Annotated in this window: 10 protein-coding genes and 1 tRNA gene; 6 read left to right on the top strand and 5 right to left on the bottom strand. The window is 70.7% G+C overall.

The genetic code is table 11. From position 1 onward, the window contains the following. The 3 genes from Q0R13_RS10070 to selA all read right to left on the bottom strand — a co-directional run bounded on the left by Q0R13_RS10070 (position 1) and on the right by selA (position 3,122). Positions 1-516 carry a VOC family protein gene (locus Q0R13_RS10070; protein ID WP_293903254.1) on the bottom strand — a complete coding sequence of 172 codons (516 nt, stop codon included), beginning with the start codon at positions 514-516 and terminating at the stop codon, positions 1-3. Positions 517-865: 349 nt separating this feature from the next. Beyond that, complete coding sequence (locus Q0R13_RS10065; protein WP_293903251.1) at positions 866-1,537, bottom strand: TetR family transcriptional regulator C-terminal domain-containing protein; 672 nt, start codon at positions 1,535-1,537, stop codon at positions 866-868. 226 nt (positions 1,538-1,763) lie between these two features. Then, positions 1,764-3,122: an L-seryl-tRNA(Sec) selenium transferase gene (gene selA, locus Q0R13_RS10060; RefSeq protein ID WP_293903305.1), complete on the bottom strand. Its 1,359-nt coding sequence runs from the start codon at positions 3,120-3,122 to the stop codon at positions 1,764-1,766. Between the two features lie 155 nt (positions 3,123-3,277). Between selA and Q0R13_RS10055 the strand changes: the two genes are divergently transcribed. From Q0R13_RS10055 to Q0R13_RS10030, 6 genes are all read left to right on the top strand, one after another. Continuing rightward, positions 3,278-5,170 (top strand): SelB C-terminal domain-containing protein, encoded by a 1,893-nt coding sequence (locus Q0R13_RS10055; RefSeq protein WP_293903248.1) that lies wholly within the window; start codon positions 3,278-3,280, stop codon positions 5,168-5,170. A gap of 45 nt (positions 5,171-5,215) precedes the next feature. Further along, positions 5,216-5,310: transfer RNA gene (locus Q0R13_RS10050), tRNA-Sec, on the top strand. Between the two features lie 42 nt (positions 5,311-5,352). Then, positions 5,353-6,933, top strand: coding sequence for a hypothetical protein (locus Q0R13_RS10045; protein ID WP_293903245.1), 1,581 nt, complete (start codon positions 5,353-5,355; stop codon positions 6,931-6,933). Between the two features lie 31 nt (positions 6,934-6,964). Beyond that, positions 6,965-7,483: a UGSC family (seleno)protein gene (locus Q0R13_RS10040; protein WP_293903242.1), complete on the top strand. Its 519-nt coding sequence runs from the start codon at positions 6,965-6,967 to the stop codon at positions 7,481-7,483. Between the two features lie 175 nt (positions 7,484-7,658). Continuing rightward, complete coding sequence (locus tag Q0R13_RS10035; RefSeq protein ID WP_293903239.1) at positions 7,659-8,111, top strand: YaiI/YqxD family protein; 453 nt, start codon at positions 7,659-7,661, stop codon at positions 8,109-8,111. A 67-nt stretch (positions 8,112-8,178) separates the two neighbouring features. Continuing rightward, a complete protein-coding gene (locus Q0R13_RS10030) occupies positions 8,179-8,685 on the top strand; it encodes a cytochrome c family protein (RefSeq protein WP_293903236.1) in 507 nt (168 codons plus the stop codon). 219 nt (positions 8,686-8,904) lie between these two features. Here Q0R13_RS10030 and Q0R13_RS10025 read toward each other — a convergent pair whose 3' ends face one another. Next, the gene (locus Q0R13_RS10025; RefSeq protein ID WP_293903302.1) at positions 8,905-12,147 is read right to left on the bottom strand and encodes an efflux RND transporter permease subunit; all 3,243 of its coding nucleotides are present in this window, start codon (positions 12,145-12,147) and stop codon (positions 8,905-8,907) included. Then, the coding region (locus tag Q0R13_RS10020) for an efflux RND transporter periplasmic adaptor subunit (protein ID WP_293903233.1) at positions 12,147-13,263 on the bottom strand (1,117 nt) is incomplete at its 5' end. The genes Q0R13_RS10025 and Q0R13_RS10020, both read right to left, overlap by 1 nt.

The raw sequence follows: 13,263 nt of genomic DNA, 5'->3' as shown, positions 1-13,263 counted from the left end.
TCAGCCGGCCTCCCCCAGCGCCTCGTTGGCGCGAGAGTGGCGGACGCCGGGGGCGAGTTCGATCATCTCGATGATATTGCCGTTGGGGTCGTAGCAGCACACCGTGCCGACGACGCCGAGCGCCTGGTCTGGCGAATGGACGGCCTGGGCAAAGCGCACGCCCTGCGCCGACAGCGCCATGTAGGCCTCGTGCACGTTACGGGTCTTGAAGGCCAAGATCCGCGGCACTGTCTCCGCCGCCCGCGCCGGGTCCGGGAATTCGGCCTGGGGCTCCAGCCATTCCAGCAGGTCGATCATCGGGCCATTCGGGTCGGCCGGCAGGACCATCAGCACGCCGCGGCCGGAGGCTCGCGTCAGGCCGAACAGCCCGGCCACGAACGGCGGCCACTTCACGTTGCGGCGGTCGTTCAGCACCTCGAAGCCCAGCAGCCGGTAGAAGGCGACGGACTCGTCGAGGTCACGGCAGTTGACCACCGTGTGGTAGAAGTTGGTCAGCGCCCAGCCGGCTTCGCTCACGATGTACGCCCTCCCTCCGCGGCGCTCGGGGAGAGCGGTGCGCCGGTGCGTCTGACGACGTTCCCGACCCCGCCGTTCAGCCTCCGCGGCGCGCCTGAGCGCACCGGAAGCTCACCTCCGAACCGCCTAGGCCAAGAACATAACGCTGGTTCTGTTCGAAGGGCAAAGGAATAATATAACGCTCGTTTGGTTCGTGCAGCCGGCGGCCACGAAGCCGCAGCAGCCGCCCCCGCGTTTGCGGCTCATCCCCAGGTGGCGGGCGATGAATTCAGTGACCAAGAGGTCCATCAGCAGATCGACGAGCGGATCCAGCCCCACCTCGTGCGGCCCACACCGCGGGGGCGCCCGATCAGGCCGGCGTCCGGGCGGCGCGGCGGACCTTGGCCGGCGGCGTGGCGGGCTTGCGCGCGGTCGCGGCTCCGGCGCCGACCGGGCCCAGCCTGAGCTCGATCAGCGAGTCCACATACTGCTTCTGCGCCGGCGTCGTGAACTTGCCGGCGCCGATCAGGACCTGGACCCCGATGCCGTCGACCAGCGCGACCAGTTCGCGACCAGCGTGCTCGGCGTCTAGGTCGGCCGGCGCATCGCCCTCGGCCTGGGCGCGGCGGATCAGGCTGGTCAGCCGGTTCGTCCACTCGCGATAGCGCTCGCGCATCACCCGGCCCACCTCCGGGCTGTAGGCGGCGCGCTCCCAGAACGCGACCCAGAACCGCCAGCGGCCCCGCTTTATCGCCGTGGTCGGCAGCGCCGAGTGGATCAGGTGGCGCAGCGCCTCGCGGCCGGAGGTCTCCAGGGCGATCTCTTCCATCTGGCCGCGCACTTCCTCGGCGGCGTACTCCGACGCCGCGATGAGCACCTGGTCCTTCGACTGGAAATAGTGGGTGAGCGCCCCGGTGGTGAATCCCGCCTCGCGGGCGACTTCTCGCACCGTCAGGCCTTCCAGTCCCAGCCGGGTGATGACCTTCAGCGCCGCGGCCGCGAAGACCTTGCGCCGCTCGTTATGATCCGCCTGCCGGGCCATCGGTCTCCTGCATTCTGATTCGCGTGACGATCACGCCGGCAACATAGCGGCGACGCCGAGGGCGCATACGATTCACCCTCCTGCCGTACACCAAACGTGCCTTCTGAACCATTCCAGAGCAGTGGCGATGGCCGCGGGGCGATACGCGGATCGCACGGCGCCAAGCGGGCTCGGATCGGTGAGTTCGCGCAGGAGTGTAGGCCGCCGTGACTCGGGCGTGGACGCGTCACGAGGCGTCGCGGATCGCCTCGGCGAGGAGCGGAAGCTCGGCATCCGCGACGGTGCGCAGGTCGAGCAGGACGACGTCGCGCTCGATGCGGCCCAGCACGTGGGTGGCGCCGGTGCGGAGGCGTCGGGCCAGGTCCTCGGCGCCGAAGCGGGCGCTGCGCAGGGCGGTGGCGCGGCTGGGGAGCGCGTGCATCGGCATGGCGCCGCCGCCCGCATACCCCTGGGTCTCGACGGTCTGCGCCTCAAGCATCGGAAGCCCGGCTATCAGGACGCCGAGCGCTTGCGCACGCGCCGCCACGACCTGCGCCGGCTCGGTGAGCATCCGCAGGACCGGCACCCGTCGGGTCGGATCCGCGGGCGGGCGATAGAGACGGAGCGTGGCGACCAGCGCCGCGAGAGACAGCTTGTCGAGGCGCAGCGCCCGGGCCAGCGGATGGCGCGCCAGGCGATCAACCAGGTCGCGACGCCCGGCAGCGATCCCGGCCTGCGGCCCGCCGAGCAGCTTGTCGCCGCTGAACAGCACGAGATCCGCCCCGGCCTGGAGGCTGGCCTGCACCATCGGCTCGTCGGCGATGCCGTACGGCGACAGGTCGATCAGCGCCCCGCCGCCCAGGTCCTCGACCAGCAGCAGGCCATGGGCGTGGGCGAAGTGGGCCAGGGTGTCCAGGGCCGGCGCGCTGGTGAACCCGGTCATGCGAAAGTTGCTGGGATGGGTGCGCAGGATCACGCGCGCATCGGGGTGGTCGCGCAGGGCCTGCTCGTAGTCCCGCAGATGGGTGCGGTTGGTCGCGCCCACCTCGACGAGGGCGGAGCCGCTCTGGGCCACGACGTCGGGCACCCGGAAGCCGCCGCCGATCTCGACCAGCTCACCGCGAGACACGATGACCGGCGTCCCCGCCGCCAATGCCGCCAACGCGAGCAGCACGGCGCCGGCGCAGTTGTTGACCGCCAGCCCGGCCTCGGCGCCGGTGATCTCGGCGATGAGCCCGTCCAGATGGTCGTGGCGTGACGCGCGACGGCCGGTCTCCAGGTTGATCTCCAGATTGCCGTAGCCCATGGCCGCCTGCATCGCGGCGACGGCTTCCACCGCCAGCGGCGCTCGCCCCAGGTTCGTGTGGATCACCACGCCGGTGGCGTTGATCACCGGAAACAGCGTGTCACGCGCACCGTCGGCGAGCCGCGCCTCGGCGGCGTCCAGCAGCCCGGCGACCGACGGAACCGCGCGCGGGTCGAGCGCAAGCTGCGCCCTTGCCTCGGCCAGGACCGTCCGCAGCGCCCCGGCGAGCGCCGCCGCGCCGAACCGGGCGTTAAGCGGCCGCGCGGCAGGGTCATCACAGATCGCACCCACCGCCGGCAGGCGGCGGCGTGGATCCGGATTGCCAACTTTGGAGGCCTCGCGCGCGACGACCGTTCTCCCTGTACGAGCCGCGACCGTACAGGGCCGCGGAGAACGGCGGCAAGCGGCTCGGCCGCACGGATGACGGACGCGGCGGTTCGACGTAGGGACTGTGCATGCGCTCCCTCAGCCTGGCGGTGGTCGGCCACGTCAATCACGGCAAGACCGCGCTCGTTCGGGCGCTGACCGGCATGGAGACCGACCGGCTGAAGGAAGAGATCGCGCGCGGGCTCTCGATCACCCTGGGCTTCGCCTGGCGCGACTATCCGGCGACCGGCGTCGACTTCATCGATGCGCCCGGCCACGAGGACTTCATCCGGGCCATGGTGATGGGCGCCACGGGCGCGCGGGCGGCCCTGCTGGTGGTCTCCGCCACCGAAGGGTTCGGACGCCAGACGCACGAGCATCTGCGCATCGCCGGGCTCCTGGGCCTGCGGGCCGGGATCGTCGCCGTGACCAAGGCGGATCTGCTGCCGGACGGCAGTTGGCCGGCGGTGCGCGCGCGCATTGCGGCCGAGCTCGATGGGACCTTCCTGGCGGCCGAACCGGTGGTGCTCTGTTCGTCTGTGACCGGCGACGGGCTGGACGGGCTGCACGTCCAGCTGCAGGCGCTCGCGGTCCGCAGCCCCGCCCCCGATCGGCTGCCCGGCGCCTACCTGCCGCTCGACCGAGTCTTCAGCGTCGCCGGGGCCGGCACGGTCGCCACTGGGACGTTGCAGGGCGGGGTGCTGACGACCGGTCAGGACGCCGTGCTCGAACCGTCAGGGCGAAGCACCAGCCTGCGACAGGTCCAGATCCATGGCCGCGCAGTCGAGCACGGCCCGCCGGGCGGCCGGGTCGCGGTGGGGCTGCGCGGGGTGTCCGCGGACGAGATCGAGGCCGGAGAGGTGCTGTGCGCGCCGGGCGCCTACCAGGCCAGCCTGCTGGTCGATGTCGAGGTCAGCCTCGCGCCCACCAGCGCCCGGCCGCTGAAGAGCACGGACGAGGTGCGGGTGATGTGGGGCGCTCGCCAGGATATCGGCAAGGCGCGCCTGATCGGGGCGAACATGATCGTGCCCGGCGAACGGGGTCTGGCCCAACTGCGGTTTTCGGCTCCGGTGGTCGCCTATGCCGGCCAGCGGGGCATTCTGCGCCGGCCATCCCCGGCCGAAACCATCGGGGGGGTGGTGGTGCTGGACCCGGTGGCGCCGCGGCTTCGCGGGCGCGTCGATGCGCGGCGCTGTCTGCTGGACGCCGTCATCGCGCAGAACCTCGACCAGATCGCGGCCGAGCTCGCGCACCGGGATGGCGGCATCCTGTCCATCGGTGAGGCCGCGCGGCTGTCGCGGCGGTCGCCCGCCGAGGTCCGCGATCACCTGGGCGAGACCTTCGACAGGCTGGACGACGACGTCCTGGCCACGGGCGCCGGAGTCGTCCGGGCCCGGCAGGCCTACCTCGTGCGCGTCGCCGAGGCGCACCGGGACGCGCCGACCCGCGCCTGGACGCCGGTCAACGCGATCCGCGCCGGCCTGGCGCGCACGGCGTCCCGCGACCTCGTCGCCCACGTCGAGAAGCGCCTGGCGGCCGCCGGCGAAATCCGTCTGCAGGGTGCTCAGGTCGCACTCCAGGGCCATGAACCCCTGGCCGCGCTCCCGCCCGCCGCCGTGGCCCGCCTCCGCCGGATCGAGGCGGCGTTGCGGGACGGCGGGATGACGCCGCCGGACCCGGCCGCGCTCGCCGACCCCGGAGCGGACGACGCGGCGCTGGTCGCCTTGCTCATCGAGTCCGGTCGCCTCGTGCAACTCCGCAATGTCGCGCTCAGGCAGACCCTGACCTTCCACGTCGAAGCGTTCGACGCCGCCCTCGAGGCTCTGCGCGCCGCCTTCCCGCCGCCGACCGAGTTCACGACCGGCGAGGCCCGTGCGGCGCTGGGCACATCCCGGAAGTTCATCGTGCCGGCGCTGGAATTCCTCGACGCCCGGGGCGGCACGGTCCGGCGCGGCGATATCCGCCAGGTGGTCGGCGCATAAAACCGCTTCGGCGTTCCACGTAAGCCGCTTTAGGGTCGACGCGATGGAGGTGACTGGAGTCTGGTGGCTTCCCTGGTCTTCAAAACCGGTGACACGTCCCAAAGGCGTGTGGTGGGTTCGATTCCCATCCACCTCCGCCAACGACCGCGCCCAGGCCCAGGCGCAGAGACAAGGACCGCCCGATGACCGCGACGCCGTTCTCCCTGCGCGACATGGCCGGCGAGCCCCGGCAATTCCCGACAGGGCGGCCCAGCCTGATCTGCTTCGTCAAGGAGGATTGCAACACCTGCAACCTGGCGGCGCCGGTGCTGGAGGCGTTCCACCAGGCCTGGGGCGATGTGGCCGACATCTGGCTGGTCGGGCAGACCGCCGACGGCAACGCCATCCTGAAGGACCGCCACGGCCTGACCCTGCCGATCCTGGATGACGGCGCGCTGCGGACCTCCCTGGCGTGGGACTTCGAGATCGTGCCGGCGGCCTACTGGATCGGGGCTCATGGCGAGCAGCGCGCGCCGCTCGAAGGGTTCGTCCGGGAAGAGTGGGAGACCCTCGCCAGGCAGATCGCCGCCGAGCTTGCCGCCCCCGCCGCCGCCGTGGCCTGGTCGGACCTTCCGGACTGGCGGCCGGGCTGCGGCTCGAAGCACCTGGACCCCGACATCCACGCCCGCCTGCTGGCCGAGGCCGAGGGCAGCCCGATCCGGGCGCGCCGGATCGAGATCGCGCCGGCCGACGACATCGACGAATTCATGTTCGACCAGGGCTTCAGCGACGGCCTGCCCGTGGTGGCGCCGACGCCGGAGCGCGTGCTGCGGATGCTGTCCGGAACGGCGCGCGACGCCCAGGACATCGTGGCCGTCGTACCGCCCAGCATGGCCCCTGTGACGGTGGAAAAGATCGCCATCAACGCGGTCATGGCCGGCTGCCGGCCGGAGTACCTGCCGGTGGTGATCGCCGCGATCGAGGCGGTCTGCACGGACGAGTTCAACATCCATGGCGTCAACGCCACCACCATGGGCGCCTCGCCGGTTCTGGTGGTCAACGGCCCGATCCGGCGCCGCATCGGCATGAACATGAAGCAGGCCGCGCTCGGCAACGGCAACCGCGCCAACGCCACCATTGGCCGCGCGGTCCGGCTGGTGGTCCGCAACGTCGGGGGGGCCCGGCCCGGCGGCACCGATCGCTCGACTCTATCGAGCCCGATGAAGTTCACGATGTGCTTCGCGGAATGGGAGGAAGGCTCGCCCTGGGAGCCGCTGCATGTCGAGCGCGGGTTCGAGAAGGACGACTCGGTGGTCACCGCGTTCGCCATGACCAGCGGCCCGGTACAGATCGTCGACCAGGAGTCGCGCGGGCCCGATCAGATCGCCGGCACCCTGGGCCTGGGCCTAGAGGGCGTGTTTCTTTCGAAGATCCATCGCATGCCCGTGGACGCCCTGCTGGTGGTCTGCCCCGAGCACGTCAATACCCTGACCAGCGGCGGCCCCTACCCGAAGGCGCGATTGCGCGACCGCATCCAGGCGGTGACCACGCGTCCACTGCGCGAGATGGTGGCCAACGAGGTCTCCGGCGCGGGAATCTCCCTCGCGTCCGCCGCCAAGATGACCGAGACCCAATTGGCGACGCCGTCGCCGAAGTTCGCCGATGGCAAGTTCATCCACATCGTCGTCGCCGGCTCCGAGGCCGGCAAGTTCTCCGCCGCCTTCCACGGCTGGCTCACCGGCGCCGCGGGCTCGGCCGTCGTTTCGCGGAAAATCGAATGCTGATAAACTGGCCACAGACCTTCGGAGGACGTCGATGACGACAATCCTGGACCCCACTGACGAGCGGGTGCCCGTCGCGCGCCAGATCACCCCGCGCACCGGGCATATCTCGGGCGTGATCGGCCTGCTGGATATCAGCAAGCCGCGCGGCAACGTCCTGCTGGACGAGCTGGAGCGCCTGCTGGCGGCGCGCTACCCCGGGGTCGAGACCCGGCGCTACGCCAAGCCCACCTTCGCCAAGCCCTGTCCGTCGGACCTGCGGCTGCAGATCAAGTCGGAATGCCAAGTCCTGGTCGAAGCCCTCGCCGATTGAGGATCATGCACGACGTGCAGTCTGCACGACACTGTGTGGTTCGAGATCCAGGGGCTGCCGGCCGTTTCCATAGCGTCGAGCGAATTCGCTGAGGCCGCCGAGGCCCAGCGCAAGATGCTGGGCATGGAGGGCGCGCGCTATGTCCTCGTGGATCACCCGATCCAGGACGCCACCGATGACGAGATGCGCGGCAAGGCCCGCGCCGTCCTGGAGGCGGTGATCGCGGCGTTGACGGGCTAGGTGTGAGCTCTCGATAGGTTGTCCATGCGACCCGAACCGGGGAAGCTGTGGCGATCGCTGCGGGCTAGCTCTTGTGATGGTGCGTCAACGCCTACGCGGGGCGGCCTATGCTGGCCAGCGCGGGCGGCGCCAAGAGGGGTGAGGCGGCGCGCGATTTCCTGTAGGGGCGGGCGCGATGCGCATCTTCATCGACGCCGACGCCTGTCCCGTGAAGGACGAGACCTACAAGGTCGCCGCCCGCTATGGCCTGACCACCTTCGTGGTCTCCAACAGCTTCATGCAGATTCCGCCGTCGCCGCTGATCAAGCGCCAGATCGTCGACGCCGGGCCCGACGTGGCCGACGACTGGATCGCCGAGCAGACCGAGCCCGGCGACATCTGCGTCACCAACGACATCCCCCTGGCCGACCGGGTGCTGAAGGCCGGCGGCGCGGCGATCGCGCCGAACGGGCGGCCGTTCACGGCCGATTCCATCGGCGCGGCGCTGGCCCAGCGCTCGATCATGGAGCACATCCGCTCGACCGGGGAGATCACCGGCGGGCCCCGGCCGTTCGGGGTCAATGACCGCTCGCGCTTTCTGCAGGCGCTGGACGAGGCGGTGAACCGCGAGCGCCGCAAGGGGCGCTGAGCGAGCCCGCTTGCATCGGCCAAGCGCCACGCTAGTTTGCCGGCGATTTTCGCCACCGGAGTCTTCCATGCGCCTGGGACCGATCCTCGCCGCCGCCGCCCTCGCCACCCTGGTTTCGGCCTGCGGCCAGTCCCAGCCGGCCGCGCCGGTGGGCGGCGATCAGGCGGGTTCCGCCGCCGCGCCTGCCCCGCCCATGAGCGACGCCGACAAGCAGGCGGCGCTGGCCGCCCTGCCCGCCCCCTACAAGACCGCCGACCTGGCAAACGGCGAGAGCAAGTTCGCGCTCTGCCAAGCCTGCCACACCCTGCCCCCCGGCGGCGCCAACATGACCGGGCCGAACCTCCAGGGGGTGATCGGCGCCAAAGCCGGCGAGGGCCATGCCGATTTCAAGTTCTCGGATGCGCTGAAGGCCTCGAACATCGTCTGGACGCCCGACAAGCTCGACGCCTGGCTCACCAAGCCGTCGGACCTGGTGCCCGGCACAAAGATGACCTTCGCCGGCCTCAGCGACCCCAAGGACCGGACCGACGTCATCGCCTACCTGATGGTGTCCACCGGCTACAAGCCCAAGTAGCGGCTCGCTCGAAAAGCGCAATTAATCGACATCAGTCAACCTTGACGCGCAGAAGCACACGCGTCATGGTGAGTCTGTCGACGACGAGCATCTGTCACTCGACACCCCAATCCGAAGGGCGGCGCCCCCCGCCGCCGGCCGGGCCCAGGGATCTGACACCCCCCCTTATATCCAGATCCCTGGCGCCGGCCGGCGCCGCCCTGGATCGTGGGGAGTTCACTACTCGGCGGCGTTGGCGACCCGCGACTTTTCAGCGTCCTCGAACGCCTCGATCCGCCGGGCGGTGGCCAACGGCGACTTCGTGAAGCGGGCGAAGACGTTGTAGAACACCGGCACGATGAACAGGGTCACCAGCGTCGCGAAGATCGCCCCGAAGAAGATGGTCACCCCGATGGTGCGGCGCGATTCGCCGCCCGCGCCGCCCTGCACGATCAGCGGGATCGCCCCCGCCGCCGCCGAGATCGAGGTCATGATGATCGGCCGCAGGCGCAGCGAGGCGCTCTCGATCACCGCCTCGCGGATCGACAGGCCCTCGTCGCGCAGCTGGTTGGCGAACTCGACGATCAGGATGCCGTTCTTGGCCGCGATCCCCACCAGGATGATAAGTCCGATCTGGCTGTAGGTGTTGATCGACGACCCGGCCATCAATAGCCCGAACAGCCCCCCCACCGCCGCCACCGGCACCGTCAGCATGATCACCGCCGGGTGGATCCAGCTTTCGAACTGCGCGGCGAGCACCAGGAACACCAGCAGCAACGCCATGCCGAACGCCAGCCCGATGGAGCCCGAGGCCTCGAGGTAGTCGCGCGCGCCACCGCCCCACTTGACCGTGAGGCCGGGATACTTGGCCGCCTCGGCCTTGAAGAAGGCGATCGCCTCGCCCATCGAATAGCCCGGGTTGAGCTGGGCGGAGAGGGTGATCGCCCGCAGGCGGTCGACGCGCGGCCGGTCCGGGGTGTCGCCGCGCACATGGCTGCTCACCACCGAGGCCAGCGGGATGGCCTCGCCCGTGCCGGAGCGGACATAGAGCTTGTTGAGATCGGCCTCGGTCTGGCGCTTCGACCGGTCGGCCTGCAGCAGCACGTCGTATTCCTGGCCGTTCTTGATGTAGGTGGTGACCCGCTTCGAGCCGAACATGGTCTCCAGGGCCTCGCCGATGGTCTGGGCCGAGACGCCCAGCGACGCGGCCTTCTCCCGGTCGATGTCCACCACCACCCGCGGGCTGGTGGGCTCATAGTCCAGGCGCGGCCGCGCCAGGCCGGGGGTGGTGTTGGCCGCGGCCAGGATCGGCTGCATCGCGCGTGCGATCTCGGGGAAGTCGGGCCCGGTGGCGATCAGCTGCATGGAGGTGCCCCCGCCGCCGCCTGGGCCGCCCCGCTGCAGGCCGCCCTCGGGCGAGATGATCGCCCGCACGGAGGTCACCGACGAAAGCTCGCGGTTCAGCTTGGCGGCGAACTCCGGCGCGGTGATCTTGGCCTTGTCCGACAGGATGCTGTTGCCGCCCCCGGAGTTGAACGACAACGCGCCGCCGCCGCCGCCGCCGAACCTCGGCAGGGCGAAGATGTAGCGGTCCAGGGTGCCGTCGCGGACGTGGCGCATCAGCACCGCCTCGACCTTCTTGGTCGCGGCCAGGGTGTAGTCGTAGCCGGAGCCTTCCGGCCCGGAGATGCTGATCTGCACGCGCCGGCGGTCCTCCTCCGGCGTCAGTTCGCGTGGCAAGGCGGTGAAGATCACGAAGGCGCCCAGGGCCAGGAACGCCACCAGCCCGAAGGCCCCGAACGACACCACGCGGCGCCCGAGCAGGCTCTCCAGCGAGGCGTGGTACGAGGTCTTCAGCTTGTGCATCCCGCTGTCGATATTGCGCGCCAGCCAGCCCTCGCTGTTGGCCGGCCGCAGCAGCTTGGAGGCCAGCATCGGCGACAGCGACAGAGCCAGCAGGGCGGAGAAGGCCACCGCGGCGGCCACGGAGACCGCCAGCTCCACGAACAGGCGGCCGATGAAGCCGGGCAGGAACATCAGCGGGGCGAACACCGAAATCAGCACGATGGTGGTGGCGACCACCGCGAAGAACACCTGCCGCGCGCCGCGCTGTGCCGCCACCACGGGCGGCTCGCCCTCGTCGATCCGTCTCTGGATGTTTTCCACGACCACGATGGCGTCGTCGACCACCAGCCCGATGGCCAGGACGAGCGCCAGCAGGGTCAGCAGGTTGATCGAGAATCCGAATGCGGCCAGCACGATGAAGGTCGACAGGATGCAGATCGGCGCGACCACCGTCGGGATGATCGCCGCCCGCGCCGTGCCCAGGAACAAGAAGTTCACCAGCGCCACCATACCCAGCGAGAAGGCCATGGTGATCCAGACCTCGTGGATCGCGTTGCGGGTGAACGCGGTGTAGTCGACCGCCACCGTAAGCTTGGTGCCCTTGGGCAGGGCCTTGTTGACCTCGTCGATGGTCCGGCGGACGCCGTCCGAGATTTCCAGGTCGTTGGCCTGGCTCTGGCGGGTGATGGCGATGCCCACCTGGTCCTGCCCATTGGACCGGAACAGGCGCCGCCGCTCGTCCGGCCCTTCCTCGACGCGGGCGATGTCGCCCAGCCGGGTGACGTAGCCCTGCGAGGCCGAGGCGCTGGCGACCGACCGGGTGACGCCCTGCGCGGCCCCCGCGCCGGTGGCCGCGCCGCCGACCGCGGCCGAGGCCTGGGTCTGGGCGGTCTGGCGGGCCGGTGTCACGGGCAGGCGCGCGAAGTCGGCCGGCGTGGAATAGCCGCGCCGGACGCGGATGGTGAAGTCCTTGGTGGGCGCCTCCAGCGAGCCGGCCGGCAGCTCGGCGTTCTGGGTGGTCAGCGCGGTCTCGACGTCCTCGACGGTGATCCCGCGGGACGCCATGGCGTCCGGATCGAGCCAGATGCGCATGGTGTAGAACTGGGCGCCGCCGACCCCGACCGTCGCCACGCCAGGCACGGTGGAGAGCCGCTCGACCAGATAGCGCTGGGCATAGTCCGACAGCTGCAGCCGGTTCATGGTCTTCGAGGTGAAGCTGATGAACATGATCGGCGCGGCGTCGGCGTTGGCCTTCTGGATCTGCGGCGGATCGGCTTGTTCGGGCAGCTGGGCGGTGACCCGGCTGACCGCGTCGCGGACGTCGTTGGCGGCGTCGTCGAGGTTGCGGCTGAGCTTGAACGAGATGCTGATCCGCGAGGCCCCGTCGCGCGACGACGAGGTCACCCGGTCGATGCCCTCGATCCCGGCCACCTGGCGCTCGATCAGCTCGGTGATCCGTTCCTCGATCACTTCGGCCGAGGCGCCGCGGTAGGTGGTGGAGATGCCGACCACAGGCGGGTCGACGCTGGGCAGCTCGCGCACGGTCAGCGAGCTGAAGGCCGCGAAGCCCACCACGCACAGCATGATGGCCGCGACCGCCGCGAACACCGGGCGGCGGACGGAGATGTCGGAGAGCATCATGCCGCGGGCCGCGGGCCCATCGGCCGCGCTCCGGTCGGAGAGGAGGACGTCGCCCCGCCGCCCGGCGGGGGCGCGCCAGGGTTCGGCCCGCCTGGAGCCATGCCCGGGCGGCCAGGGCCGCCGGCCGGTGCGCCAGGCTCGCCGCCGCCGGCCTGGGCCAGGCGCACCGGAATGCCGGGCTGCAGCTTGTTGAGGCCGTCGGCCACGATCCGGTCGCCCAGCTTCACGCCGTCGACGATTTCGACGAAGCCGGACTGGCGCACGCCGGTCACGATGGGACGCTGTTCGACCATCGCGGCCTTCCCACGCTGATGGATCATGTAGACGAAGGACCCCTCGCCCTGGATCGAGACCGCCGATTCCGGCGCGCTGGGGCTGGTGCGCTGGCCGCGCGAGATGCCGACCCGGATCATCATGCCGGGCTTCAGTTTGCCGCCGGCGTTGGCGAATTCGGCGCGGGCGATGATGGCGCGTGTGCGCTCGTCCACCCGGGTGTCCAGCCGCGAGATCCGGCCGCTGATCGTCTCGCCCGGATAGGCGTCGGCCGTCGCCAGCACGGCCTGACCCTCGCGGAGTTGGGCCAGGTAGCGCTCCGGCACCTGGAAATCGACGCGCATCACGGAGACGTCGTCCAGGGTGACGATCGGCGCGCCCGGGTTCACCAGGGCCCCCGGCGCCACGTCGGACAGGCCCACCACGCCGGCGAACGGCGCGCGGATCATGCGGTCGTTCTGCCGCGCCTGGGCCGCGGCGACATCGGCCTGGGCCGAGCGCCAGGCCGCCTCGTACTGTTCGATGGACGCCTTCGAGGCGAAGCCTTTCTCGCCCAGGGTCTTGTAGCGGTCATAGGCGCGCTGGGCCTCGACCAGGCGCGCCTGCGCCTGCGCCGTGCCGGCGTCCTGCTCGGTGTTCTTCAGCTCGACCAGGATCGCGCCCTTCTTGACGTGCTGGCCGTCGGTGAAGCGGATGCGGTCGATCAACTGGGTGGCCGCGGCGGTCAGGGTCACCGACTGACGGCCCTTGGCCACGCCCAGCACCTCGATGGTGTCCTCGAAGGCGTGGGGCCGGATCACCGAGACCGAGACCATGGCCGGGCCGCCGAAGCCGCCGCGC

The sequence above is a fragment of the Phenylobacterium sp. genome, from assembly GCF_025351295.1.
In the GTDB taxonomy this organism is placed as follows: Bacteria; Pseudomonadota; Alphaproteobacteria; order Caulobacterales; family Caulobacteraceae; genus Phenylobacterium.
The sequence above is the reverse complement of the archived record's forward strand: the minus strand, read 5'-3'. Positions and strand labels throughout refer to the sequence as shown.